The sequence below is a fragment of the Thermoanaerobacter siderophilus SR4 genome (assembly GCF_000262445.1).
GTDB lineage: Bacteria > Bacillota > Thermoanaerobacteria > Thermoanaerobacterales > Thermoanaerobacteraceae > Thermoanaerobacter > Thermoanaerobacter ethanolicus.
On the sequence record NZ_CM001486.1, the window covers coordinates 1916935 to 1943517 of the forward strand.

The 26583-nt window shown below is 33.7% G+C and carries 17 protein-coding genes, 1 tRNA gene, 6 pseudogenes and 1 riboswitch; of the genes and pseudogenes, 18 read left to right on the top strand and 6 right to left on the bottom strand.

The genetic code is table 11. The annotated features are described in order from the left end of the window. Positions 1-207: 207 nt before the first annotated feature. Positions 208-1343: pseudogene (locus THESIDRAFT1_RS09395) on the bottom strand (amino acid permease); the annotation flags it as partial. 115 nt (positions 1344-1458) lie between these two features. Here THESIDRAFT1_RS09395 and THESIDRAFT1_RS09400 point away from each other — a divergent pair. After that, positions 1459-1983 carry a hypothetical protein gene (locus THESIDRAFT1_RS09400; RefSeq protein WP_004401696.1) on the top strand — a complete coding sequence of 175 codons (525 nt, stop codon included), beginning with the start codon at positions 1459-1461 and terminating at the stop codon, positions 1981-1983. 17 nt (positions 1984-2000) lie between these two features. On the opposite strand, the gene THESIDRAFT1_RS09405 is transcribed toward THESIDRAFT1_RS09400, so the two are convergent. The 4 genes and pseudogenes from THESIDRAFT1_RS09405 to THESIDRAFT1_RS09420 all read right to left on the bottom strand — a co-directional run bounded on the left by THESIDRAFT1_RS09405 (position 2001) and on the right by THESIDRAFT1_RS09420 (position 6721). Beyond that, positions 2001-2294 carry a CC/Se motif family (seleno)protein gene (locus tag THESIDRAFT1_RS09405; RefSeq protein WP_004401694.1) on the bottom strand — a complete coding sequence of 98 codons (294 nt, stop codon included), beginning with the start codon at positions 2292-2294 and terminating at the stop codon, positions 2001-2003. An 18-nt stretch (positions 2295-2312) separates the two neighbouring features. Continuing rightward, positions 2313-4109, bottom strand: a complete 1797-nt coding sequence (locus THESIDRAFT1_RS09410; protein ID WP_006570228.1) for a carbon starvation CstA family protein — start codon at positions 4107-4109, stop codon at positions 2313-2315. Positions 4110-4244: 135 nt separating this feature from the next. Then, positions 4245-5010: pseudogene (locus tag THESIDRAFT1_RS14970) on the bottom strand (LytR/AlgR family response regulator transcription factor). Continuing rightward, on the bottom strand, positions 4982-6721 hold the full coding sequence (locus THESIDRAFT1_RS09420) for a sensor histidine kinase (RefSeq protein ID WP_006570230.1): 1740 nt from the start codon (positions 6719-6721) through the stop codon (positions 4982-4984). Before THESIDRAFT1_RS09420 ends, THESIDRAFT1_RS14970 begins: the two are co-directional and overlap by 29 nt. A 204-nt stretch (positions 6722-6925) precedes the next feature. Here THESIDRAFT1_RS09420 and THESIDRAFT1_RS09425 point away from each other — a divergent pair, with 204 nt between their 5' ends. The 17 genes and pseudogenes from THESIDRAFT1_RS09425 (at position 6926) to THESIDRAFT1_RS09505 (ending at position 25336) form a co-directional block, all read left to right on the top strand. Further along, positions 6926-7501 carry a sigma-70 family RNA polymerase sigma factor gene (locus THESIDRAFT1_RS09425; protein WP_003871281.1) on the top strand — a complete coding sequence of 192 codons (576 nt, stop codon included), beginning with the start codon at positions 6926-6928 and terminating at the stop codon, positions 7499-7501. After that, positions 7498-8646, top strand: a complete 1149-nt coding sequence (locus THESIDRAFT1_RS09430; protein WP_006570231.1) for a DUF4349 domain-containing protein — start codon at positions 7498-7500, stop codon at positions 8644-8646. The genes THESIDRAFT1_RS09425 and THESIDRAFT1_RS09430 overlap by 4 nt, the downstream gene beginning before the upstream one ends. A gap of 65 nt (positions 8647-8711) precedes the next feature. After that, a pseudogene (polA, locus tag THESIDRAFT1_RS09435) lies at positions 8712-11329 on the top strand (DNA polymerase I). 11 nt (positions 11330-11340) lie between these two features. Beyond that, positions 11341-11936, top strand: a pseudogene (coaE, locus tag THESIDRAFT1_RS09440) (dephospho-CoA kinase). 23 nt (positions 11937-11959) lie between these two features. After that, positions 11960-12518 (top strand): annotated as a pseudogene (locus THESIDRAFT1_RS09445) (lytic transglycosylase domain-containing protein). A 75-nt stretch (positions 12519-12593) separates the two neighbouring features. Then, positions 12594-13628 carry a nicotinate phosphoribosyltransferase gene (locus THESIDRAFT1_RS09450; RefSeq protein ID WP_003871276.1) on the top strand — a complete coding sequence of 345 codons (1035 nt, stop codon included), beginning with the start codon at positions 12594-12596 and terminating at the stop codon, positions 13626-13628. Positions 13629-13647: 19 nt separating this feature from the next. Next, positions 13648-15231, top strand: a complete 1584-nt coding sequence (locus THESIDRAFT1_RS09455; RefSeq protein ID WP_006570235.1) for a peptide ABC transporter substrate-binding protein — start codon at positions 13648-13650, stop codon at positions 15229-15231. 194 nt (positions 15232-15425) lie between these two features. Further along, positions 15426-15513: transfer RNA gene (locus tag THESIDRAFT1_RS09460), tRNA-Leu, on the top strand. Between the two features lie 161 nt (positions 15514-15674). Next, positions 15675-15807, top strand: a riboswitch (cyclic di-AMP (ydaO/yuaA leader). 5 nt (positions 15808-15812) lie between these two features. Next, the gene (locus tag THESIDRAFT1_RS09465) at positions 15813-16736 is read left to right on the top strand and encodes a C40 family peptidase (RefSeq protein WP_006570236.1); all 924 of its coding nucleotides are present in this window, start codon (positions 15813-15815) and stop codon (positions 16734-16736) included. Positions 16737-16855: 119 nt separating this feature from the next. After that, positions 16856-18679 (top strand): translational GTPase TypA, encoded by a 1824-nt coding sequence (gene typA / locus THESIDRAFT1_RS09470; protein ID WP_003871527.1) that lies wholly within the window; start codon positions 16856-16858, stop codon positions 18677-18679. Between the two features lie 450 nt (positions 18680-19129). Then, on the top strand, positions 19130-20542 hold the full coding sequence (ltrA, locus tag THESIDRAFT1_RS09475) for a group II intron reverse transcriptase/maturase (RefSeq protein ID WP_006570237.1): 1413 nt from the start codon (positions 19130-19132) through the stop codon (positions 20540-20542). A gap of 155 nt (positions 20543-20697) precedes the next feature. Continuing rightward, complete coding sequence (locus THESIDRAFT1_RS09480) at positions 20698-20964, top strand: metal-sensitive transcriptional regulator (RefSeq protein WP_003870161.1); 267 nt, start codon at positions 20698-20700, stop codon at positions 20962-20964. 18 nt (positions 20965-20982) lie between these two features. Then, complete coding sequence (locus THESIDRAFT1_RS09485) at positions 20983-22134, top strand: cysteine desulfurase family protein (RefSeq protein WP_004402404.1); 1152 nt, start codon at positions 20983-20985, stop codon at positions 22132-22134. A 3-nt stretch (positions 22135-22137) separates the two neighbouring features. Beyond that, the gene (gene thiI / locus THESIDRAFT1_RS09490) at positions 22138-23280 is read left to right on the top strand and encodes a tRNA uracil 4-sulfurtransferase ThiI (RefSeq protein WP_006570238.1); all 1143 of its coding nucleotides are present in this window, start codon (positions 22138-22140) and stop codon (positions 23278-23280) included. A gap of 177 nt (positions 23281-23457) precedes the next feature. Further along, the gene (locus THESIDRAFT1_RS09495; RefSeq protein WP_003870158.1) at positions 23458-23817 is read left to right on the top strand and encodes a DUF2089 domain-containing protein; all 360 of its coding nucleotides are present in this window, start codon (positions 23458-23460) and stop codon (positions 23815-23817) included. Positions 23818-23839: 22 nt separating this feature from the next. Continuing rightward, a complete protein-coding gene (locus THESIDRAFT1_RS09500; protein ID WP_006570239.1) occupies positions 23840-24940 on the top strand; it encodes a DUF4097 family beta strand repeat-containing protein in 1101 nt (366 codons plus the stop codon). Positions 24941-24952: 12 nt separating this feature from the next. Continuing rightward, positions 24953-25336, top strand: a complete 384-nt coding sequence (locus THESIDRAFT1_RS09505) for an SHOCT-like domain-containing protein (protein ID WP_006570240.1) — start codon at positions 24953-24955, stop codon at positions 25334-25336. A 29-nt stretch (positions 25337-25365) separates the two neighbouring features. Here THESIDRAFT1_RS09505 and ychF read toward each other — a convergent pair. Next, positions 25366-26455, bottom strand: a pseudogene (gene ychF / locus THESIDRAFT1_RS09510) (redox-regulated ATPase YchF). Positions 26456-26583 lie beyond the last annotated feature (128 nt).

The window sequence follows — 26583 nt, forward strand, 5'->3', positions numbered from 1 at the left end:
AGATATGACAAATTATTAGTACTTTTACCATACGTCAAAAAGATTAAGTTTTTTAGTTATATAATATAAAAAGAAGATTATTAGGAGTATTATAATTCCTCCGACAAATCCAACTGATTGTTTTGGTATTAACAATGAGGAAGACAATACTATCCCTATCAGCATTATTGTAAACCATTCTTTTTTTGAAGATGATGTATTTCCCATGACAGGTTTGTATTTTATAAATGTGTAGAGTATTATTATCCAGTTGAAAAATTGTACAAACCCTGTAGCGCTTGTTATATATTCGTAGACGTCCTTTGGTAGTATGTAAGAAAGAATAACTGCTATGAAAAGCCCAAAACTACTTAAGGCAAGAGCATATATGGGTACATCTCTTTTTGTTTTTTTGTTAGAAAAGTAGGAGCAAACCTGCTTTGTCCCAAAGAGTAGAGGACTTGTGTTACGGCATACATTGCGCCATTCATTGTAGTTAAAGCTGCCGTAAGTATTACAAAATTCATTATTGAAGCTATAAAGGGAATTTTGGTAAAGGACAAAAGTTTTATAAAAGGGCTTTCGTTAATGGAGATGGTGTCCCATGGTATTATCATTAGTAATAGGGTTATTGAGGAAATGTATAATATTGTAAGAAATAAGACTATATATTTACGAGCTATTGGAGTATATTTTTGAGGATTTTTCGTTTTTACTGCTGACATTGCTACAACTTCTACACCGCCAAAGGGGATTAGTGACATGAGCATTGCACCTAAAAATCCTTTTATACCGTGAGGTGCAAATCCCCCATGAACATAGAGATTTTTAATTCCCATAGTAGGAGTCTTTGCAAAAAAGCCCATTAGTGTAAGGATCCCTACTATGACTATAATAAATAAAGCCACTATTTTTATAGTAGAAAACCAGGATTCAATTTCTCCAAAGTTTTTCGTTCCCGTTAAATTGATAGTTATAACTAAAGCGGAATATATAAGAGAAAAAATCCATAAGGGTACTTTAGGAAACCAATATTTTGTAAATATAGCTGATGCAGTTACTTCACTGGACATGATGAAAACTCCTGCTGTCCAGTACACCCAGCCGCTCAAAAAACCTCCAATATCTCCCAAAGCTTCTTCTGCGTATACTCTAAAAGTTCCTTCTACCGGTTTATAAGTAATCATTTGTGACAGTGCATAAAAAACTTGTGACATGATAAAAGCTGATACAACGTAATTAAGTATAATAATAGGGCCGGCAGTATGAATTGCAATGCCACTGGCTAAGAAAAATCCTGCCCCCAAAATTCCTCCAACGCCGATAAGTACTAATTCGTTGACAGATAGTGCACCTTTTTCCATATTTACACCTCCACAAATTGTTAGTATTATTATTGGCAAATTAGTGTTAGCTTATTATTGCAAATTTAACTATTCTATAGTAAAATTCGATATTATAAATTGAAGGAGGTGCTGCATGAAATACAAGACTTTCACAAAAAAAGAAAGGGTGCTCTTATATCTTTTGATATTATTGATTTATACAGTGCTTTTAGTGAGCTTTTTTAATGCTTTTATTGATGTAAACGAAAAAAGGATTCATGTATTTGATACTTTGCTTGAGTGGTTTTTATATGTTTTTTTAGTGATGGTATTTTCAGGATTTTTGCTATCTTTGGCTAATTCTTTTCACGAGTTAAATGAAGACCGGTTGATATTGAGATTTGGAATTTTAGGATTTATGCATATAAGATATAGTGATATATCTGCGATTTCAGAGTATAACGAAAAAGACATTCCTTTTGGGGGAATGCGTATTTTGAAAAATACTTGTTATATGGCTTTTGCTAAAAGAAGTCTTGTTAAGATAGAATTAAAAAAGAAAGTTCGAGTATATTATTTATTCTTTTTCAAAAGATGGGTAGATACTGCTATTTTTTCTGTGGATAAAAGAGAGGAATTTATAAAAGAGTTAAATAAGAAAGCAGGGAAAATGCCTTAATAAGCAATTTCCCTGCTTTAAATTACTTTCCATCCATTGATTGCAAGATATTTTATACCTAAAATACTTTTAAGTTCAATTGTTAGATTTTCTAATTCCCTTTCATATATTATTTTGTCTACGTATACGTTAATTCTGTCAACTCCTACAATATAGTATTTTTCTTGATTTTTTGGAATACCAATAAATATTTCTGGGGTGAGGTTAGGCTCTATACAGCAATTTTGGATGTCATGATATTTAATGTATATATTGCCGCCTTTTTTGAGTATATATTCTTTTGCAGCTTTAGTGATTTTCAAATAAAACACCCCGTTTCAAAATCTACTTTAATTAAATACACTTGCTTTAATTGCCTCTTTTGTGAGTTTTCCTTTTTTGAGCCATCCATACCATTTTACTACAGAATCTATTATAATGATGATTGCTAGCAGTATTATTGTAATTGAAAGCACCACAAGTAACATGTTACCTTTTGGAAGGTAATTGGTGACTATATTTAAGTATGCAGCGTATAATGTAGTTGTAGCCATAAATATGAAGGGAATCAATGTTATCCACATGTATTGAGGTTTTCCTTTTTTAATGATGACAGTTGTTCCTAAGGCTAAAGCTATTGCTGCAAGTAATTGGTTGGAAGTTCCAAATAAAGGCCATATTGTTGAAATATTTCCAGTATATACTAGGTAACCCCATGCGAAAGATATTAAGAAGCTTGTAAAAATTATCCCTGGCCACCAATTTCTATCTCCTAAAGGTTTGTATATTGCTCCACCTGCTTCTTGTAACAAATATCTTCCTATACGAGTGCCTGCGTCTATTGTAGTTAGAATGAATAATGCTTCAAATAGTATTACAAAATGATAGAGATATGCACTGAGATGCTCTAAAAAAGGAATTTTGGAGAAGATAAAGGTCATACCTACACCAAGAGTTACTGCACCACCTGGCCTTCCTGCTACATTTTCACCGACTAACTGAGATAAAACTGGTAAGTCTACGACTTTCATGCCCAATTTTTGAAAGACTTCAGGAGATACATTTATAGCAAAGTAATCAGCAGGGATTAAACTTGTTGCAGCTATTAACGCCATCATTGCAACAAAACCTTCTGCTAACATTGCTCCATAAGCTATAGGCAGTATATCTTTTTCGTTTTTTATCATTTTAGGCGTTGTTCCAGATGACACAAGAGAATGAAAACCAGATATGGCTCCACAGGCTATTGTTATAAACACATAAGGCCATACTTTTCCAGGGATTATAGGACCTCCTCCTGCGACAAATTGTGTTACAGCAGGCATTCTTATTTCAGGATTTACGATTATAACTCCTATTGCAAGAAGAAGCATTACACCTAATTTCATATAAGTGCTCAAATAATCCCTGGGCACTAACAAAAGCCACACGGGTAATACTGCCGCAATGAAACCATAACTAGCCAATATTACAGTCATTTCTTTTTGGCTAAATGTTAAATAACGAGCTAAAGATGTGTGTTCAATATAAGGTCCTGCTACAACGGACAATATCAAAAGAGTCACACCTATTATTGTTGCTCCTTTTACATCGTCAGGTCTAATCCATTTCATGTATATTCCCATAAAGATTGCTATAGGAATTGTGGCAGCAACTGTAAATGTTCCCCATGGGCTGTTGTATAAGGCATTTACTACAACAAGTGAAAGACCTGCCAGTGTAATTATAATTATTAAAAGGACGGCTATAGCAGTTGCTACTCCTGATACTTTACCTACTTCTTTTCTGGTAATGTCTATTATAGAAGATCCATCATGCCTTACAGAAGCGAAAAGTATTACCATGTCGTGAACTGCTCCTGCCAGTACTGCGCCAATTAAAATCCACAAAGCTCCTGGCAGATAGCCAAATTGTGCAGCAAGTACCGGTCCTACAAGAGGTCCTGCACCGGCTATTGCAGCAAAATGATGTCCAAAAAGGACCCATTTGTTAGTTGGAACGTAGTCATAGCCATTTTCCAGTCTATAAGCAGGTGTTGTCCTGTTTTCATCAAATGCCAGAACTTTGGCAGCGATGAAGGCGCCATAGAACCGGTATGCTAAAGCGTATACACTTGCTGTTATGATAACTAAAACTAGACCGTTCATTGAATATAACCCCTCCTGTAATAATTTTCAATTATAAGTTTAACACAGATTTTAAACGATTTCAGCCAATTTGAAATGAAAAGAAGAAATTAAACTATGAAAAGAAATATATATAGATAAAAAGAAATGACAGGGTTAATTATCCCTGTCAAGACCCAGCAAAAGTTTTAGCTCTTTTATTTGAGATTTGCCTACAGGTATTTGGGTTTTTTGTTGTCATCCATTACCACCCAGTAAGTGCCTTTGAACCAAGGCAATATTTCTATTATTTTATTTAAGTTAACAATGTAACTTTTTTGAACCCTAAAAAAGGCATTTTCTTTAAGCTTTTCTTCAAGGCTTTTTATCGTTCCTTTGTATATAAAATTGTCACTTTTAGTTTTTACCATAACGTCTCCTTCATAGGCTTCTGCAAAAATTATTTCATCTAAATCGATAAGTTTTATTCTTCCGTTTTTTTCAACAGCTAATTTTTCTATTTTTTGTTTTCAAATTCTAAGGGGGGATTATATTGTTGTTTCCATTCCATATCTTTATAAAAGGTTCTTATTTTTTCTAATGTCTTATATAGCCTATGCTGACTTATTGGTTTTAAAAGATAATCAAGGGCTCCTATTTCAAAAGCTTCTATTGCGTGCATATCATAAGCGGTTACAAAAACCACATAAGGCAGTTTCCCGACAGAAGATATATGTTTTGCTACATCGGAACCGTTTATTTTTGGAATGTTTATGTCGAGAAATACTACTTCAGGCTTTAACTCTTCTATCAATTTTAGCGCTGAAAGACCGTTGTCAGCCTCTCCTACAATTTCTATGTCTTCATACTCACTAAGAAGATATTTGAGTTCATCTCTTGCAGGTGGTTCGTCGTCAATAATTAACGCTTTCAATTTCTTCATATACATCATCCCTTTTTAAGTAAGCTTTGGGTATTTTAAAAGAAACTTTTGTACCAATCTTTTCTTCGCTTTTAACTACTAGAGAACATTCTTTACAAAATATAGTAGTAAGCCTTTCATTTACATTATAAAGACCAATTCCTGCTCCATTGCCAAAACCTTTTCTCAAAAGATTTTGTTGGTCTTCTTGTTTTATTCCTATTCCATCGTCTTCTACACAAAAGCTAATGTAGTCTACTTTGTCTTTTATTTTTATTTTGATAGTTCCACCATCACCTTTCGGGAGGATACCGTGTTTTACGGCATTTTCAACTATTGGCTGAAGGGTAAAAGAAGGCATGTAATAGGACAGTACACTTTCATCAATGTCTTGTTCTATGTTTAGTTTATCTCCAAAACGAGCTTTTTCTATATATAAGTAAGCATTGATATTATTTAACTCTTGCTCAATAGTGACATACTTTCCTACATTTTTTAAATTGTGTCTAAAATATTCACTTAAATTTATTAAAAGTGCTCGCGCTTCATCAGGTTTTGTTCTTATAAAAGATATGACAGTATTTAAAGCATTAAACAAAAAGTGAGGATTAATTTGAGCTTGTAAAGCGTTAAGTTTTGCTTCAGTAGCTAATTTTCTCTGATATTCTGCATCAGCAATTTCTAATTGATAAGATATTAAATGTCCTAACCCTTTTGCAAGCTCAATTTCTGTATTTGAGATGACATTATTTCTCGATTTATTTCCTCCTTTGTAGAGTTTTAATGTTCCTACCACTTTATCGTACTTAAAAAGAGGCACAATTACAGCAGAGGATAAAGGACAATCCTCATGGGAACATCCGATTTCTTCTTTTGATTTGGCTATGCGGATTTTTCTGGTTTTTAAAACTTCTTTTGTCGCTTTTGTGAGTACTGGTGTACCAGGTTTATGGTGGTCTGAAGCGATACCTACGTGGGCTAAAATTTTCTTTTTGTCAGTTAATGTAACAGCCGATACATTTGTGGAATTATATATTATTTCTGCTGTTTTTTGTGCCGATTCTTCATTTAATCCTTTTCTTAAGTATGGCAGAGTTTTGGATGCAATTTCAAGGGCGATTTTTGCTTGCATGGCAGAGATTTGTTCTTTTTCATCGAAGACCGATTTAATTATTATCATAAATATAGCTATACCTGTTGCATTGACTATCATCATAGGTAATCCTATAATATCTACCAATTCTAAAGCTTGGGAAAAAGGCTTGGCAGTTGTTAAAATGATTAACATTTGTACAGCTTCACCTATAAATCCTGCTACAAATGCCAATTCCCAAGGGACATGTTCCCCTTTATAATATTTTCTTATAAGTCCACCAGAAAATCCTTCTAAAATAGTAGATACGCCACAAGACATTGCTGTAAAACCACCTAAGAAAAATCTGTGAACTCCTGCTATTAAACCTGCACCTAAACCTACTAAAGGGCCTCCTATTAAGCCTGCTACCATTGGACCTACCACTCTTGAGTTTGCAATAGCGTCTTTTATAGGTACACCGACGTAAGTTCCTGCAATACCTATTACCCCAAAGATGACCATGGTCAAAAGAAGGTCTTTTTTTGTAACGCGACTGTTATAGATTATTTTTTTGAAAAATTCTGCCTTAGAAAGCACAAAAGCTAGAAGAGCTATTATGCTAAACCTTTCTGCAAGTATTATCAGAAGCTCATACATATTTGTTCACTCCATTATCAAAAATTTTCTAAATTAGAAGGATAAAGTAATCAGCATGTCGTATTATTAATATATATCTTAATTATATTTATTCTACAGAAATAACTTTTTTCCTGCAACACATATTTTCCATATATTGCATCTTAATATTTGGGAACAAGTTTTATTTTTTACGTCTAAATTGAATGAAAGGGAGGTTAGAAGGTGGGACAGGAGGAGTTGTTGGAGAGGGCAAAAGCTGGAGATGTGGAGGCTTTTGAAATTCTCGCAAGTGAGCATCAAAAATACATCTACAATGTGATATTAAGGATTATTTTTGACAGAGAAGAAGCATTAGACCTTACGCAGGAGACGTTGCTTAAAGCGTATTTAAATATAAAAAAATTTAAAGGGAATAGTAGTTTCAGAACATGGCTTTATAGAATTGCTGTAAACAGTGCTATAGATTATTTAAGAAAAAGAAATGTGGAAAGAAGTAATTTTAGAGAGATAGAGGAATTTGAAAATGGAGTAAAAGATTTTGAAACTCCTGAAGAGGTGGTAGATAAAAAATTAACTGCAGAAATTGTAATGAAAGAAATAAACAAACTTCCTATAGACTATAAAGTGGTTTTGATTTTAAGAGATATAGAAGGTTTAAACTATGAAGAAATATCCAAGATAATGAATTTGAATTTAGGCACTGTAAAGTCTCGCTTGTGGCGAGCAAGGAATCTGCTTAAAGAGAGAATAAAGTCTTTGCCAGAATTTTTATCATTAGACGAAAGGAGGCAAGTATGATGGATTGCAAAAAGGCACTTCAACTTATACCCCGATATATAGATGGTGAATTGGATGTAGCACAAAAGGAAGAATTAGAAAAGCACATAGAAAGCTGTGAAAGTTGCAGAAAAGAATATCAACTGGAGAAAAATATAATAGAAAGTTTAAAAAATATGCCTCCTTTAGAACTACCTGAAGATTTCAATAAAAAAATACACGAAAAATTGGTTTACCAGAAAAATATTTTAGAGAAGAAAAAAGAAAGGCTAAAAAAGACGTTAACAGTAGCAGTTATTGCAGCTTCTTTCATACTTATGACAGTATTTGTAGTAAATATTTTTAAATTTGATAAATCCTCACGAATAGAATCGAGTGCTCCTTCAAACAATATCAAAATGACTCAAAGTGCTGATTTGTCTAAAAAGGAAGGAATTAATAATGAAGTTAATATGTTTTCAATCACTGGTCAAAGAGGATTGCCAGCAGGAACTTCAAGGAAAATTACAAAAAATGCAACCATCTCCTTAGAAGTAGAAGATGTCAATGTATGTTATGATAAAGTGTTTAAATTGGTAAAAGAAGCAGAAGGCTTTATTGAAAGTTCTGATGAAACTGTATTTACCGATAATACCAAAAGGATAAATCTTGTTTTGAAGGTGCGGGAAGATAAATTTGAAAGTGTGATTTCTCAGATTAAAGAATTTGGTAAAGTAACAGCTTTAAGAATAGATAGTAAAGACGTTACAGAGCAGTATTATGATTTAAAAGCAAGACTAAAAAACTTAGAAATAGAGGAACAAAAACTTCAAGACATTATGAATAAGGCTTCTACAGTCAAGGAAATGCTTGAAGTAGAATCCGAAATAAACAGGATAAGAAGCGATATAGAATCAATGAAAGAACAGTTAAAAGTATGGGAAAATCTTACGAGGCTAGGAACCATAAATCTTTTAATAAGAGAGGTTTCCAAGGTTGAGAAACCTACGACTCTAGTTTCTTTTAAGGGAATCGGTAGAGATATAAAACAAGCTTTTATAAATAATGTAAATTTTTTAATATTTTTTATAAAGAAGCTGATAATAATATTGGTAATAGTTTTACCTTATGGTGCACTGGCTTTTATTGGGTATAAAGTGTATATCTATTTCAAAAAAAGAAGATGACAATTTACATCTTCTTTTTTTTGCGGTATATTAAAATACAAAGAAATAAAAATGGGAGTGATTTAATGTCTAAATTTTTAGTAATTGACGGGAGTAGCCTCATGTACAGAGCCTATTATGCCTTGCCAATGCTTACTACAAGTGAAGGATTACATACAAATGCCTTATATGGCTTTACTATGATGCTTATAAAACTTATTGAAGAGGAAAAACCTGATTATATAGCTATAGCTTTTGACAAAAAAGCTCCTACTTTTAGACACAAAGAGTATCAAGACTACAAAGCTACAAGACAAGCAATGCCTGAGGAACTCACAGAACAAGTAGACCTTTTAAAAGAAATTATAGATGGCTTTAATATAAAGACTTTAGAATTAGAAGGTTACGAAGCCGATGACATCATAGGTACTATTTCAAAGTTGGCAGAGGAAAAAGGAATGGAAGTGCTTGTAGTTACAGGAGATAGGGACGCGCTTCAATTAGTTTCAGATAAAGTGAAAGTTAAGATTTCTAAAAAGGGTATAACTCAGATGGAGGAATTTGACGAAAAGGCTGTTTTAGAAAGATATGAAATAACTCCTCAGCAATTTATTGATTTAAAAGGGTTAATGGGGGATAAATCTGATAATATCCCAGGGATACCTAATATAGGAGAAAAAACAGCGATTAAACTTTTAAAAGAATTTGGCAGTGTTGAAAATTTGCTTCAAAATCTTTCTCAACTCAAAGGTAAGATAAAGGAAAATATAGAAAATAATAAAGAATTAGCTGTAATGAGTAAAAGACTTGCAACTATAAAAAGAGACATTCCTATTGAGATAGATTTTGAGGAATATAGAGTAAAAGACTTTAATGAGGAGAAGCTTTTGGAGCTTTTTAATAAATTAGAATTCTTTAGTTTGATTGATAACATAAAGAAAAAAATAACGTAGAGATTGTAAATAATCATAAAGTTCAAAAATGGTCAAAAGTAGATATAAGAAAATTAATAACTTTATTGCAAGACAGCAGAAATATTGCTTTTTATCCACTAATTTATGAAGGGGAAATAAAGAAAATAGCTTTTTCTTTTGGAGAGGATACTGTTTATATTGATGTTTTTCAAATAGAAGATTTAAAAGAGATTTTTGAAAAAGAAGAGTTTGAATTTACAACCCACGAAATAAAAGATTTTTTAGTTAAACTCTCTTATAAAGGAATAGAGTGTAAAAGCAAGTACATAGATACTGCTATAATGGCTTATCTTTTAAATCCTTCTGAGTCTAACTATGATTTGGACCGCGTGCTGAAAAAATATTTAAAGGTGGATGTTCCATCTTATGAAGAGGTATTTGGCAAAGGTAGGGATAAAAAGAAGCTTGAAGAAATAGGAGAAGATATACTTGCAGATTACATTTGCAGTAGATGTGTACATCTATTCGATTTAAGAGAAAAGTTGATGAATTTTATTGAAGAAATGGACATGAAAAAACTTTTATTAGAAATAGAAATGCCTCTTGTAGAAGTTTTAAAATTAATGGAAGTAAGTGGTTTTACATTAGATAAAGAAGTCCTAAAAGAGCTTTCACAAAAAATAGATGATAGAATAGCAGAAATACTAGATAAAATTTATAAAGAGGCAGGGTATCAATTTAATGTAAATTCCCCTAAGCAATTAAGTGAATTTTTGTTTGAAAAGTTAAATTTACCAGTAATAAAGAAAACAAAAACAGGATATTCTACAGATTCTGAAGTTTTAGAGCAATTAGTTCCTTATAATGATGTTGTCAGTGATATAATAGAGTATAGGCAACTTACAAAACTTAAATCTACTTATATAGATGGATTTTTGCCTCTCATGGATGAAAACAATAGAGTACATTCTAATTTTAAGCAAATGGTCACTGCTACAGGCAGAATAAGCAGTACCGAGCCGAATCTACAAAATATACCTATAAGAGAAGAGTTTGGCAGACAAATTAGAAGAGCTTTTATTCCGCGGACTAAAGATGGGTATATTGTCTCGGCTGATTATTCTCAGATTGAACTAAGGGTTTTAGCACATGTTTCGGGGGATGAGAAGCTAATAGAATCTTTTATGAATAACGAAGATATACATTTAAGAACAGCTGCTGAAGTTTTTAAAGTCCCAATGGAAAAAGTTACACCTGAAATGAGAAGAGCGGCAAAAGCCGTAAACTTTGGTATAATATATGGCATTAGCGATTATGGGCTTTCTCGAGACCTTAAAATATCAAGAAAAGAGGCAAAAGAGTATATAAATAATTATTTTGAAAGATACAAAGGAGTAAAAGAATATATTGAAAAAATAGTGCGATTTGCAAAAGAAAATGGCTATGTGACTACAATAATGAACAGAAGAAGATATATTCCTGAGATAAACTCAAGAAATTTTACTCAAAGGTCGCAGGCTGAGAGGTTAGCAATGAATGCTCCAATACAGGGAAGTGCGGCTGATATAATAAAAATGGCAATGGTTAAAGTTTATGAAGATTTTAAAAAATTGCAGTTAAAGTCTCAACTTATATTGCAAGTGCACGATGAGCTTGTAGTAGATACGTATAAAGATGAAGTAGATATTGTAAAGAAAATATTGAAAGAAAATATGGAAAATGTGATAAAACTAAAAGTTCCTCTTGTTGTTGAAATTGGTATAGGGCCCAATTGGTTTTTAGCCAAGTGAGGTGTACAAAAATGCAAGTAATTGGACTTACTGGCGGTATTGCATCAGGAAAAAGCACTGTTTCTAAGCTTTTAAAGAAGATGGGTGCTGTGATTATTGATGCAGATATTGTATCGAGAGAAATAATGATAAAAGGAACAGAAGCATATAATAAAATTGTAGAATATTTTGGAAAAGAAATTTTAAAGGAAGACGGAGAAATTGACAGAAAAAAATTGGGTAATATTGTGTTTGCTGACAGAAGGAAGCTTAAAAAATTAAATGAAATTACTCATCCTATAATAATAGAGCGGATAAAAGAAAAAATAGAAGAAGAAAGAAAAAAAATCAGCAAAAGGCTATTGTATTAGATGCAGCTCTTTTAATTGAAATGAAACTTTATAAAATGGTAGATGAGGTTTGGCTAGTAGTGGTAGATTCAAAAACTCAAATAAAGAGGGTTATGGAAAGGGATAAACTTTCTTATAAAGATGCAATAAACCGAATAAAAAGTCAAATGCCTTTGGATGAAAAGATGAAGTACGCAGATTTTATAATAAACAATAGCAAAGATTTTAAAGCTATGGAAAAACAAGTTACACTATTTTGGGGAAGATTTGCAACATAAATCATAATATCGGAGGAGTTACTTTGAGGAAAAAAGTTGCGGTAATATTTTTGATATTAGTAGGTCTTTTGTTTACTTACGAGTTAAATACTCATTATTTTTAAAAAAATTTATCCTCTTAAATACCACAATTATGTAGTTTATTACGCAAAAGAGTATGGCGTAGACCCCTATCTTATTTTTGCTGTAATAAAAGTAGAAAGTAATTTTAAAAGTGATGCAATTTCTAGCAAAAATGCTATAGGATTAATGCAAATTTTACCAGATACTGGAAGATGGATTGCCAATAAAGTAGGGATAAAAAACTACAGCGATGATATGCTTTTTGAGCCTAAATACAATATTCAGATGGGGACATGGTATTTGACTTATCTTCTTAAAACTTTTAATGGAAATATACAGTTAGCTGTAGCAGCTTATAACGGAGGTAGTGGAAATGTAGATGCATGGCTTAAAGACAAGAGATTTTCCAAAGATGGGAAACAGCTACATGCTGTTCCTTATCCTGAGACAAATAGATATATAAAAAAGGTGTTAGCAGTTTATCAGATATATAAATTTATATATGAAACTAAAAGTTGATATGAATATACAAAAAAAGCTGAAAAATTGGTATAATAGTATCGTTAAAAAAGAAAATAAAAAGGGAGGACACAAATGAAACTATTAAAGCATTTAAAAGACTTAAATGAAGTAAAAATTGAAAAGGATAGGGAGTTTTTCTCAGCTACTCATGAAGAAATAAAAAATGCATGGACTACAGATGTGTATTTTTTAAGAACCCAGGATATTTTGTCATATCTTGGTGTACAAGATAAAATAGTCACAGCGGAGATATTTCCAAGAAAAAAAGGAGTTTTTGCAGGGTTACCAGAAGTAATGAGTTTACTTAAAGACAAAAATGTGGAAGTATGGTCTTTGGAAGAAGGGGACACTTTTGAAGCTAAAGATACAGTAATGAGGATAAAAGGGCCTTATAGTGAGTTTGGAATTTATGAGACGGCAATATTAGGAATTCTTGCAAGTTCTTCCGGTTGGGCAACAGCAGCAAGGGAGCTTAAAGAAGTTGCCAAAGACAAACCAATATTATGTTTTGGTGCAAGGCATGTACATCCAGCTGTGGCACCTGTGATGGAAAGGGCGGCTTTAGTAGGAGGGGCAGATGATGCCAGCTGTATTTTAGGTGCAAAATTAATGGGGAAAGACCCTAAAGGGACAGTACCTCATGCTGCTTTTTTGCTTGCAGGAGATACATTAGAAGTGGCGAAAGCTTACAGAGATATAACTCCCCTTGATGAAAAGATAACCATTTTAGTTGATACTTTTAAAGACGAAGTGGAAGAGGCTTTGAGGGTTGCTGAATTTTTAGGGGATAGATTATACGGAGTAAGACTTGATACTCCATCAGAAAGAGGTGGAGTTACACCTAGTTTAGTGTATGAACTAAGGCAAAGATTAAATCAAAAAGGATTTACAAATGTAAAAATTATAGTTTCTGGAGGTTTAAACCCAGAACGGGTAGCAGAACTTTCTGAAAGTGGAGCAGATGCTTTTGGAGTAGGAAGTTACATATCTGATGCTCAACCTATTGATATGACAATGGATATAAAAGAAGTGGAAGGAGTACCTATTGCTAAAAGAGGGAGAATTCCTGGAATTATCGAAAATAAAAAATTGAAAAAGATAAAATAGTTTTCGGAGATGATAGTTAATGAGAAAATTTATTATATTATCTTTCATTTTGATGTTTATTTTTACAGGATGCAAAACTACTCCGCAAAATATGGTAAATTTACCTCAAGCATCTGAGGACAAAACTAAGATTGAAGAAGAAAAGCCAGTAGAGGGTGGCACTTTAAGAGTAAATATTACTTCTTTTGATACATTAAATCCTTTTTTGAATGACAATGAGAGAGTAAGGCAAATGTTAAATTTGTCATTGGAAGGATTAGTTACCTTGGATAAAACTTTAAAACCTATTCCTCAATTAGCAGAAAACTGGCAGATAAATGGACTTAATATAAAATTTTATTTAAAAAAGAATGTTAAATGGCAGGATGGAGTAAGTTTTACAGCTAATGATGTAAAATTTACTTTTGATTCTTTTAAAAATAAGGATGTAAAAAGTCCTTATAGGGATATTCTCATTAACTATCTCTCCTCTTATAAGACAAATGGTGATTATGAATTTGAAGTTGTTTTAAATAAACCTGTTGCAAATCCAATAGCTTTGTTTACTTTTCCTATTCTAGCTGAGCACCAATATAAAGGTAAGGAAGATATTTTAAATAAAGATATTGTACCTATTGGTACAGGGTCATATAAGATATCTTCTTACAGCGTTGGCAGAGAAATTATTTTTGAAAGAAATCCTTATTATAGAGGCGACAAACCTTATATAGATAGTATAGTGTTTAAAATTGTGCCTGATGAAAATGCTATGATAACATCTTTTCAAAGCAAAGAAGCAGATTTTACTTTTTTAAGTGACATAGACTGGGATAAATACAAAGAAATTTCAAACGTAAATATTTATAAATACGTTATGCAAGATTATGTATTTATGGCCCCTAATTATCAAAAGCCAGCTTTGAAAGATTCAAATGTCAGGAAAGCGATGTGTTATGGAATAGATGTTGACAAAATTTTGAGAGATGTATATTTCAGTCATGGGTTAAAGTCATGTATTCCCGTTCGCCCTGATTCGTGGCTTTATAGCAATAAAATAGTATCTCATAATTACGATATAAAAGAGGCAAATAAAATATTAGAGGAAAGTGGTTGGAATTTAGTTAAAGGGATAAGGAGCAATGGAACTTATCAGCTCAAATTTGATTTGCTGGTAAATGCAAATAATCCATATTTGATTAAAGTTGCTAAAATTATAAAGAATAATTTAAAAGATGTAGGAATTGAAATAAACATTGTACCAAAAGATTGGAGCAATTTACTAAGTTCTGTATATTCGGGTAAATTTGATTTGGTGTTAATGGAGTGGAATTTAAGTTATAATCAAGATATGTCTACAATGTTTATGACAAAAGGCAAAGACAATTTTATGGGTTATAGTAATTCTAAAGTTGATGAAATATATAGTAGAATTTTTTATGATTCAGAAGAGAATTCTTTAAAAACAGATTATCAGGCTTTGGAACAAGTTTTTTTAGAGGAACAACCCATAATTGGCCTTTTCTATATTGAAGGAGCAGTTATGGCATATGACAATGTAAAAGTTGTGGACCCTACTGGATTTAATGTTTTTAACAATATAGAAAAATGGTATATCAAAAAATAGGTATTGACACTGACCTAAAAAGATTATATAATTCATAGTGTGACGAAATTAAATAAAGCGTGCGGTGGTGGCGGAACTGGCAGACGCGTACGTTTGGGTGTACGACTACTCAGTGATGGATATTTTAATTGAAATGATTAATAGGTTTGCCACCTTGACAAACGAGTTAAGTGAGCAGTATAATAAAAACGCAGGCGGGCGTGCTGGAATTGGCAGACAGGCATGTTTGAGGGGCATGTGAGAGATAATCTCGTGTGGGTTCAAGTCCCACCGCCCGCACCATAAATAAAAGAGAAAAGAGGCGTTAAGCCTTTTATTTTTTGTCACACAAATTATTAATTTTTTATAAAATATATTAAAAAAAGATTAAAAAATTTAAGAAAATGTAATGTAAACATTGACTTTGACTGTAGGATATGATAAGATAAGACAAAAGGACAAAATATGCAATCTTGCCGAATCCGAAAGGTACGGAGGAACCGCTTTTTGGGGTTAATCTGTAGCTTTAAGCTGCAGTAGGGATACCTTCTGTCCCGCACCCGACAGCTAACTCCGGAGGCAATAAAGGAAGGAGATTTGCAGTGGATCAGCGAATAGGAAAGATGATTTTTGGAATTTCTGTGTTTGGTGCGACGCTGATTGGTAGCTCTTTTTTGAACCCAGCGTTTGCGGAAGGACTGGGAGTTGGAAAGATTACAGGCAATTATGTAAATGTGCGGACTCAAGGAAGCTTATCAGGAAGTGTCATTGCCCGCTTAAATTGGAATGACACAGTGACTGTGTTAGATAAGGAAAACGGGTGGTACAAGATAAAGCTTTCTGATGGAAGAGAAGGATGGGTTTTTGGTGAATATTTATCCGTAAGAAATTCTTCTAATGTCTCAAGAGGAGATTCGGAAAAAGCAGCAAGTGTTGGTATAGTGACAGGTAGTTACGTTAATGTGAGAAGTGAAGCGGGTTTATCTGGCAGCGTTGTAGCACAGCTTAACAAGAATACTACAGTGAATGTGTTGGGTAAACAAAATGGGTGGTATAAAATAAAGCTTTCGGACGGAAGAGAAGGATGGATTTACGGAGAATACTTAGCAGTGAGGAGCCCTTCAAGTATCTCAAGGGGTGAAGTAGATAGGAGTTTGATAGATAAGTTAATAGATTTTGCCAAGTCTTTTGTGGGGACTCCTTATGTCTATGGAGGTTCAACTCCAAAAGGATTTGATTGTTCCGGCTTTGTTCAATATGTTTTCAAGAATGTAGGTATTAATTTACCAAGAACGGCAAATGAGCAAGCTACTGCAGGAGAATATGTAAGTTATAACAATCTTCAACCAGGAGATTTGGTATTTTTTAAAACTTTAGGAAGCAGTGTGATAAATCATTCAGGAATATATATAGGTAATGGTGAGTTTATACAAAGCTCTTCAGGTAGAGGGAAGGTCATAATAAGTCCTTTAAACGAAGGGTATTATAAAGAACATTATGTTACAGCAAGAAGAATTATAAAATGACCTATGATAAAAAGAGTGCTCTAGAGAGTGCTCTTTTTTATATTGACTATTTTTATTCCTTGAGATATTATATAATACTGTATACGCGATATAGCCTATTTTATGGAAGGAGATACCTTATGAAATTTGTAAGAGAAGATGTAAGAAATATAGCCATTATTGCCCATGTTGATCATGGTAAAACTACTTTGGTTGATGCTATGCTTAAACAAAGCGGTATTTTTAGGGCAAATGAAAAAGTTGAGGAAAGGATCTTGGATTTTAACGATTTAGAAAGAGAAAGAGGTATAACAATTCTTGCTAAAAATACTGCTGTTAGATATAAAGATGTGAAAATAAATATAGTGGATACCCCAGGACATGCAGATTTTAGCGGTGAAGTAGAGCGAGTATTAAAAATGGTAGATGGGGTACTTTTGTTGGTAGATTCTTTTGAAGGACCTATGCCACAGACCCGTTTTGTATTAAGTAAAGCATTGGAACTGGATCTAAAACCTATAGTTGTCATAAATAAAATTGATAGGCCTGATGCAAGGCCTCAGGAGGTTATTGACGAAGTCTTAGATCTATTTATTGAATTAGGAGCAAATGATGACCAAATTGATTTCCCTGTTGTCTACACCTCTGCAAAAGAAGGTATAGCAAAATTAAGTTTAGAAGAAGAGTCTCATGACTTGAGACCTCTTTTTGATACGATTTTAGACTATATTCCTGCACCAATAGGAGATATTGAAGCACCATTACAACTTATAGTGACTACTTTAGATTATGATGATTACATTGGGAGAATTGCCATTGGAAAAGTAGTTAGAGGAAAAATAATTTCAGGGGAAGAAGCGGCTATATGTAAAAGAGATGGGTCAATACAAAAAGTTCACATAAATAATCTATATCAGTTTGAAGGACTAAAAAGAGTGCAAGTAGAAGAAGCAAGCTTGGGAGATATTGTGGCGGTTTCTGGCATAAGCGATATTGAGATTGGAGAGACCATTGCAGATAGAGATAACCCCGAGGCGGTAGACTTTGTTCGCATAGAAGAGCCAACAGTTTCTATGACTTTTAGTGTAAATACCAGTCCTTTTGCTGGAACTGAGGGTAAATACGTTACTTCAAGACATTTAAGAGAAAGGCTTTTTAAAGAGCTAGAGACAAACGTCGCATTGCGAGTTGAAGAAACAGATTCTACTGATTCTTTTAAGGTGTCTGGAAGAGGAGAGCTGCATCTTTCTATTTTAATTGAGACTATGAGACGGGAAGGGTATGAATTACAGGTTTCTAAGCCTACAGTGATTTTTAAAGAAATAAATGGAGTAAAAATGGAACCTATTGAACTTTTGACAATAGATATTCCTGAAGAATATATGGGAGTTGTAATGGAAAAATTAGGACCGAGAAAAGCTGAATTGATGGATATGCACACATTAAAGCCAGGAACTATAAGGCTTAAGTTTAAAATACCTACACGAGGCTTAATAGGGTATCGGTCTGAATTTTTAACAGATACAAAAGGAAATGGCATAATGACCTCTGTCTTTTATGATTATGCACCTTACAAAGGAGACATTCCTTCTCGTACGAGAGGCGCTCTTGTAGCTTTTGAGACGGGGGTTGCGACAACTTATGGCCTTTACAATGCTCAAGAGAGAGGGACACTTTTTATAGAGCCAGGTACAAAAGTGTATGAAGGGATGGTTGTGGGAGTTAATTCAAGAAGTGGAGATATTGATGTCAATGTATGTAAGAAAAAACATGTGACAAATTTAAGGTCTGCAACGGCGGATGAGGCTTTGAGGCTATCTCCTGTAAAAAAGATGTCCTTAGAAGAAGCATTAGAGTTTATAGATAATGATGAATTAGTGGAAGTTACTCCTCAAAGCATTAGAATACGAAAAAAGATTTTGGATTCACAACAAAGATATAAAAATGCAAAATATAACAAATAAGGGAGCCTTTTTGGCTCCTTTATTATTTATGTGCGCCCGGCATGGGCGATAACTAGGCGGTGAAAGTCCGCTGTGGGCTTGGTAGTGGGAACCACTAGCCAAGAGCAAGGGTGTCCATCGTGAGGTGGAATCTGAAGGAAGCTTAAGGCAAAATCTCGGTCTGATGAACAAGAACCAGATAAGAGGCTGAATTGGGATGGATGAGTTTGCGTAACAAAACGAAGTCCAACACTACCCGAATCCCATACAGTAAATCTGGCAGATATATGAGATGAAAGTTATCGTTCTTACCCGGGGAGGTCTCAAGGATAAGTCATGGAAGTAAAATCTGAAGTGACAACCCATACAGTGATGTATGGTTGAACCTTGAGAAGTCAGCAGAGGTCATAGTACTTATCTAGACATGAATAGATAAGGAAGGACCGAACGTTAGGAGGTTTTGGAAATCTTATGGACTCGAAAGATATGCAGAGACTGCAGACAACTCAACAAAGAGGCTATCCGTTGAATAGAGAAATGGAATTTCAAAAGACAACGGAAGTGCATAGTATATCATCGGCGTCGGAAGATGGAAGAAACGAGGTACAAAGATATACCGGCAAGATGCTTGAAATGATAGTAGAACGAGGGAACATGGAAGCAGCATACAAGCGCGTTGTTGCAAATAAAGGAAGCCATGGAGTCGATGGGATGGAAGTAGATGAACTTCTACCGTATCTCAAAGAAAACTGGCCAACCATAAAACAACAACTGCTGGAGGGGAAATACAAACCACAACCAGTGCGAAGAGTAGAAATTCCCAAACCAGATGGAGGAGTAAGACTACTAGGAATACCTACAGCACTAGATAGACTAATACAACAAGCAATAGCCCAAATACTGAATAAAGTCTACAACCATACATTTTCAGATAGCAGTTATGGATTCAGACCAGGACGCAGTGCAAAAGACGCAATAAAAGCCGCAGAAGCATACATAAATGAAGGATACACATTGGTTGTAGATATGGACTTAGAAAAGTTCTTTGACAGAGTAAACCACGACATAATAATGTCCAAACTAGAAAAGCGGATAGGGGACAAAAGAGTACTAAAGTTAATACGAAGATACCTAGAATCAGGAGTAATGATAAACGGAATCAAAATATCAACAGAAGAAGGGACACCCCAAGGAGGGCCATTAAGTCCCCTATTAGCAAACATAATGTTGGACGAACTAGACAAAGAACTTGAAAGGAGAGGGCACAAATTCTGCCGATATGCAGATGACTGCAACATATATGTAAAAAGCAGGTCTGCAGGAAACAGAGTAATGAAGAGCATAAAGAAATTCATAGAAAGCAAATTAAAACTAAAAGTCAACGAAGCAAAAAGTGCTGTAGATAGACCATGGAGAAGAAAATTTCTTGGATTTTCATTCTACACAAAAGAAAACGAAGTAAGAATAAGAATCCATGAAAAATCCATCAAAAGGTTTAAGGAAAAAGTAAGAGAAATAACCAATCGGAACAAGGGAATAAGCATGGAAAACAGAATAAAAAGACTAAATCAAATAACAACAGGATGGGTCAACTATTTTGGATTAGCAGACGCGAAAAGCATAATGAAAACCCTTGACGAATGGATAAGGCGAAGACTAAGGGCATGTATATGGAAACAATGGAAGAAGATAAAAACGAAGCATGATAACTTAGTAAAACTAGGAGTAGAAGAACAAAAAGCCTGGGAATACGCCAATACAAGGAAAGGCTACTGGAGAATATCCAATAGCCCAATCCTAAATAAGACTCTTACAAATAAATACTTTGAAAGCATAGGTTATAAGAGTTTATCCCAAAGATATCTAATTGTACACAATTCCTAATGAACCGCCGTATACCGAACGGTACGTACGGTGGTGTGAGAGGACGCTGAATAAAATAATTATTCAGCTCCTACTCGATATAGGAATTGACTCTTTGCAAATTTTGTGGCAAAGTTAATATATAAGGAATTAAATTAGTAAAGGGTGTGTTGTAAATGGGCGATAATTTGAGAAATGATATTTTGATGAGATTAAAGACGATAAAAGGGCACATAGCAGGGATAGAAAAAATGGTAGAAGAGTCAAAAAGTTGTGAGGAAATTTTATTGCAGATAGCAGCTGTAAAAGCTTCTTTAGAAAAAGTGGGCATGTCTATAATACAAGAGCATGCTAAGGAGTGTATATTAGCAAGTGAAGATGGAAAGGCTACCTATGAAGAAGTACAGCGAACTATTAATTTGTTAATCAAGTTTGCAAAATAGATAAAAGGGATGATGCCTATGGAAGTATACCTTGACAACAGTGCTACTACACGAGTTAGGAAAGAAGTTATAGAGAAAATGGTAGAGGTTTTAGAAAATGAATATGGCAATCCTTCTTCGTTACATTTGAAAGGGTATCAGGCTGAAAAATTGATGAAAGAAGCAAGAGAAAATGTTGCTAAACTAATTAACGGAGATATTGAGGGGATTGTTTTTACTTCTGGTGGTACAGAATCAAACAATCTTGCTTTAATTGGAGTAGCGGAGAGTTTGAGAAAAAAGGGTAATCATATAATTTCTTCCGCTATTGAACATCCCTCTGTACTTAATGTGCTAAAATATTTAGAGGAAAATGGCTTTGAAGTAACCTATTTAGCTGTGGATAAAACAGGAAAAGTAGATGTAAAAGACTTAAAAAGAGCTATAACTGACAAAACGATTCTCATTTCAATTATGGCTGTTAACAATGAAATAGGTACGATTGAGCCAATAGAGGAAATAGGTGAAATAGCAAAGGAAAGAGGTATAATTTTTCATGTTGATGCTATACAGGCAGTGGGAAAAATAAATATAGATGTAAAAAAGCAAAATTTAGATATGATTTCTTTAAGCAGTCATAAAATACACGGCCCTAAAGGTGTAGGAGCCTTATATATTGATAAATCAGTAAAGATTAGGCCAATAATTTTTGGAGGAGGACAAGAAAAAAATTTAAGGTCTGGGACAGAAAATATGCCAGGAATTGTGGGATTTGGTGTGGCTAGCAAATTAGCCAAAGAAAATTTCCACGGTAATGTAAGCAAATTAATGACCTTAAAGAAGCAACTTTATCAAGGCATAGTTTCTGAAATAAAAGATGTTCATTTAAACGGGCCAAATGTTGAAGAGGGAGCGCCACATATACTCAATATTTCTTTTGCCGGTGTGAGGGGAGAGGTGCTTTTACACGCTCTTGAAGAAAAGGGCATATATGTTTCTACGGGATCGGCTTGTTCTTCCAAAAAGAAAGGACAAAGTCATGTTTTAAAAGCGATAGGTCTTAAAGAGGACCTTATTGAAAGCGCTATAAGATTTTCCATTGGAATTTTTAATACAGAAGAAGAAATTGACTATACTATATCAGTGTTAAAAGAAAAAGTGAATTTTTTAAGAAAGTATAAACGGAGGTAAAATATGCAAGACATATTATTGATTAAATATGGAGAATTAGCTTTAAAAGGAGATAATAGGTCTTTTTTTGAAAATAAATTGATAAAAAATATAAAACATGCTCTTTCTGACTTTAAGGAAGTTAAAGTTGAAAAAACTCATGGCAGAATTTATGTAGAATGTGATGGAGATATTGAAGAGGTAATAGAAAGATTAAAAAAAGTCTTTGGTATTGTAGGAATAACAAAAGCTAAAAAAACCGATTTAAACTTGGATGAAATATTTAAAGCTGCAGTAGAACTTATGAAAGGACACGAAGGAAAGACTTTTAAAGTAGAGACTAAGAGGCCAAATAAGTCTTTTCCTTATAACAGCATGGAGGTCAGCCGCAGAGTAGGAGCAGCAGTATTGAAAAATATCAAAAACTTAAAAGTAGATGTCCATAATCCTGATGTGCTTTTAAATGTAGAGATAAGAGAAATGGCTTTTGTATACGCGGGAGTGATTGAGGGAATAGGAGGCCTTCCTCTTGGGACAAACGGTAAAGCGACTGTACTTTTGTCAGGAGGCATTGACAGCCCTGTAGCTGCTTGGATGATGATGAAAAGAGGCGTAGAAGTAGAAGCGGTTTATTTTCACAGTCCTCCTTATACCTCTGAAAGAGCTAAAGACAAGGTTGTAGATTTGTGCGAAGTCCTTTCTCAGTATGGCCAAAAGATAAAATTACATGTAGTGCATTTTACTGATTTGCAATTGAAAATTTATGAAAAGTGTCCACCAAGATTTACTACTATAATCATGAGAAGGATGATGATGAAGATAGCAGAAAAAATTGCTCAAAAGAATGGTTCTATGGCTCTAATCACTGGGGAAAGTTTAGGACAAGTTGCAAGTCAAACGATTGAAAGTTTATATGTAACCAATACTTCTGTGTCTATGCCAATATTTAGGCCTCTCATTGGAATGGATAAGACAGAGATTATAGATTTAGCTCAAAAGATTGGTACTTTTGAGATCTCTATAAGACCGTATGAAGACTGCTGCACTATTTTTGTGCCGAAACATCCTGCTACAAAGCCTAAGTTAGACAAAGTAATAGAAGCAGAACAAAAAATGGAGTATCAAAAATATATTGATGATTTTGAAGAAGAGGTTATAGAAGTTTAAGCCAAGCAGCTTTGCTTGGTTTATTTTTATCCTTTAAAAAATTAATTTTTTTAAACTAAAACTTAAAATAATTTAAAATTTTTATTGACATTTTTAAAATAAGTGTTATAATAAAAACAAGATGACGAATGTGAGCAGGCTTTTTATAATAAACTTGCCTTTTAAGAGGTGATATTAATGAATGAAGTAATAGGTAGATGTCCAGTTTGCAGTGAAAAAATGGTGGTAACAAGGCTGGAATGTCCTCAATGTGGAACAGCAATTGAAGGTAAATTTGAACTTTGTAAATTTTGCTATTTGTCAAAAGAGCAAAGAGATTTTTTGGAACTTTTCATACGGACGAGGGGAAATATAAGGGAAATGGAAAAAGAATTAGGCTTATCTTATCCTACAATTAGAAACAAATTGGACAATTTGATTGCTGCTTTGGGATATGAAGTTGAAAGAAGGCCTACAGTAGACAAAAAAGAAGTCCTGAAGAAGTTAGAAAGTGGTGAAATAACTGTTCAAGAAGCTTTGAAACTTTTAAAAGAATAGTAAGGATTAGGGGGCAAGCTCTATGAATGAAGAAAAAGAATTGATTTTAAAAATGCTAGAGGAGGGGAAGATAACAGCAGAGGAAGCGGCTCAATTGCTTGAAGCGATAGAGGGAGAAGAATTTTTTTATGAAGAAGAATTAGAAGAGATAGAAGAGAAAGAGAAGGCAAATAAAAAAGAGGAAAGTTTTTCAAAGCTAGAAGAAATTCCTTTTAAAATAGAAGAGAAAATTGATAAGGCAATCTCTACAGTAAGAGAGAAAGAAAGAGAAATTTCTACTTTTGAGAGGACAGTTGACCGGCTGCTGGATACTTTTTTAGGAATATCTTTAGGAAAGACAATTGAAAAAGAATTTCGATGCGATAGTGTAGCGGAAAATGCTAATATAAGAATAGAAGGGAGAAATGGAGAAATTTATATTGAAACGTGGGAAGAAGAGTATGCTTCTATTACCACAAGATATGTAGTTCCCAGAAATGGAGAAGAAGAAATTATATACAATTGCCAAAATGGAATATTAGAAGTAAAGAAGACTCCAAAGATAAAGGCTTTGAGTGTTAAAATGTATCTTCCTAAGGTTAAATATAAAAATATAACACTTTCTACTACAAATGGCAGAATTTCCATAGAAGGTATTGAAGGAGAAAGTCTGCAGGCTTACACTACCAATGGAAGCATTTACTTAGAAGAGATAAAGTTTTATCAAATAGAGAACCACACTACAAATGCGAAGATAGAGGTGGATGATGCTACTTGTGAAAGGGTTGTTTGTCGCACTTCTAATGGCAGTATAGCAGTAGAGGACAGTACTTTCAACGATGCAGATTTAAACACAATAAATGGTAAAATTATTGTAGAGGATTTTAAAGTCAATTCAAGCAATTCTTCCCTAAAGGCAAGTACTACTAATGGCAGTATCGAAATGGAGATTGCTGATGAAAAGGTTGGCGTTTCTTTTGATTTGAGCACAGTAAATGGCAAGTGTCAAGTGAAATTGCCAAGTATGTTTTATGAGGTAAGAGGAGCTACTCATCTTAAAGGGAAAACTCAAGACTATGAAAAGGCTTATAATAAAATAAATATAGTAGCTCGTACTGTCAATGGGAATGTTCATTTAGAGTGAGGGGGTATTTTTATGGAAGAAGAAAAAATGAGAATTTTAAAGATGTTAGAAGAGGGCAAAATAACAGCTGAAGAAGCGGCTGAGCTATTGAAAGCTATCGATGATAATGGGGGAGAAGAAATAAGTGCCAAAACAAGTCAAAAAAATAAATTCAAATGGATGAAGATAAAGGTTTATGACATAGTTAACAATAGATTAAAGGTGAATCTTGCAATACCATATAGTCTTGTCAACTTGGGAATGAAAATAGGAGGAAAATTTATTCCTTCTGAAGTTACAAATGCAGGTATAAATTTAGAAGAAATTCTTGAGGCGCTAGAAAAAGGAGAAACAGGGAAAATAATAGATGTATATGATGAAGAAGATGGGGAACATGTAGAAATAAGTCTGGAGTAACGTATAAAAATCGCCTTTTATGGCGATTTTTATACGTTAAATCTGAAGACTACTATATCCCCATCCTGCATCACATAATCTTTTCCTTCCAGTCTCATAAGTCCCATTTCTCTTGCTGCTGCCTGTGAACCAGCTTTTACTAAATCTTCATACGAGATCACTTCTGCCCTTATAAATCCTTTTTCAAAATCTGAATGAATTTTTCCTGCTGCTTGAGGTGCTTTTGTGCCTTTTTTTATTGTCCAAGCGTGGACTTCTTTTGGTCCAGCGGTGAAAAAGGTTATAAGTCCAAGGAGAGAGTAACCATGCCTTATTATGTTGTTAAGGCCAGGTTCGGCAAGGCCGTATTCTCTCAAAAGTTCATTTCTTTCTTCATCACTTAAAGAAGCTAATTCTTCTTCAATTTTTGCACTTATAACTAAAACTTGGGAATTCTCATTTTCAGCATATTCTTTTAGTTGCTTTACATATTGATTTTCTTCTCCTGAAATTAAGTCTTCTTCTGATATATTTGCTACATACATAACAGGTTTATAGGTAAGCAACATAAGTTGACTTACAAAACTTTTTTCTTCTTCAGTAAATTGAAGAGCCCTTACAGGTTTCCCTTCATCTAATCCTTTTTTATTTTTCAAGTACTTCCACTTCAAAGGCTGCTTTTTTATCATTTCGCGCAAGTTTTGATGTTTTTTGAAGACGCCTTTCAATAACTTCCATGTCAGCAAGTATAAGCTCTAAAGTTATTATTTCAACATCTCTTATAGGATCAATACTTCCTTCTACATGGACAATGTTGCTATCTTCAAAGCATCTTACCACGTTTAATATAGCATCAACTTCCCTAATATGAGAAAGAAATTTATTTCCTAAACCCTCTCCTTTACTTGCCCCTTTTACAAGTCCTGCTATGTCAACAAATTTTATAGTTGCAGGTATGATTTTTTGGGGATTTTCAATTTTTGACAAAAAATCTAACCTTTCATCAGGCACAGATACAATTCCGACATTTGGCTCAATAGTGCAAAAGGGGTAATTTGCACATTCTGCACCTGCTTTTGTAATTGCGTTAAACAAAGTGCTTTTACCGACGTTAGGTAGTCCAACAATTCCTATTTCCATTTTATCTTCCCTCCAATAGTTTTACATATGCATTATATATTACTCAAAAAATTTTTTCAAATGTTTTTCATAAACATTCCATAATTTAGCATAATACTTTTTAATAAAAGTGCAAAAATATATTTTGA

Bases quoted from the DNA above. Each gene is read 5' to 3' on its own strand.
- THESIDRAFT1_RS09400 (WP_004401696.1), top strand. From the start codon at position 1,459: ATGAAATACAAGACTTTCACAAAAAAAGAAAGGGTGCTCTTATATCTT.
- THESIDRAFT1_RS09410 (WP_006570228.1), bottom strand. From the start codon at position 4,109: ATGAACGGTCTAGTTTTAGTTATCATAACAGCAAGTGTATACGCTTTA.
- THESIDRAFT1_RS09420 (WP_006570230.1), bottom strand. From the start codon at position 6,721: ATGTATGAGCTTCTGATAATACTTGCAGAAAGGTTTAGCATAATAGCT.
- THESIDRAFT1_RS09430 (WP_006570231.1), top strand. From the start codon at position 7,498: ATGATGGATTGCAAAAAGGCACTTCAACTTATACCCCGATATATAGAT.
- THESIDRAFT1_RS09450 (WP_003871276.1), top strand. From the start codon at position 12,594: ATGAAACTATTAAAGCATTTAAAAGACTTAAATGAAGTAAAAATTGAA.
- THESIDRAFT1_RS09455 (WP_006570235.1), top strand. From the start codon at position 13,648: ATGAGAAAATTTATTATATTATCTTTCATTTTGATGTTTATTTTTACA.
- typA (WP_003871527.1), top strand. From the start codon at position 16,856: ATGAAATTTGTAAGAGAAGATGTAAGAAATATAGCCATTATTGCCCAT.
- ltrA (WP_006570237.1), top strand. From the start codon at position 19,130: ATGGACTCGAAAGATATGCAGAGACTGCAGACAACTCAACAAAGAGGC.
- THESIDRAFT1_RS09480 (WP_003870161.1), top strand. From the start codon at position 20,698: ATGGGCGATAATTTGAGAAATGATATTTTGATGAGATTAAAGACGATA.
- THESIDRAFT1_RS09485 (WP_004402404.1), top strand. From the start codon at position 20,983: ATGGAAGTATACCTTGACAACAGTGCTACTACACGAGTTAGGAAAGAA.
- thiI (WP_006570238.1), top strand. From the start codon at position 22,138: ATGCAAGACATATTATTGATTAAATATGGAGAATTAGCTTTAAAAGGA.
- THESIDRAFT1_RS09495 (WP_003870158.1), top strand. From the start codon at position 23,458: ATGAATGAAGTAATAGGTAGATGTCCAGTTTGCAGTGAAAAAATGGTG.
- THESIDRAFT1_RS09500 (WP_006570239.1), top strand. From the start codon at position 23,840: ATGAATGAAGAAAAAGAATTGATTTTAAAAATGCTAGAGGAGGGGAAG.
- THESIDRAFT1_RS09505 (WP_006570240.1), top strand. From the start codon at position 24,953: ATGGAAGAAGAAAAAATGAGAATTTTAAAGATGTTAGAAGAGGGCAAA.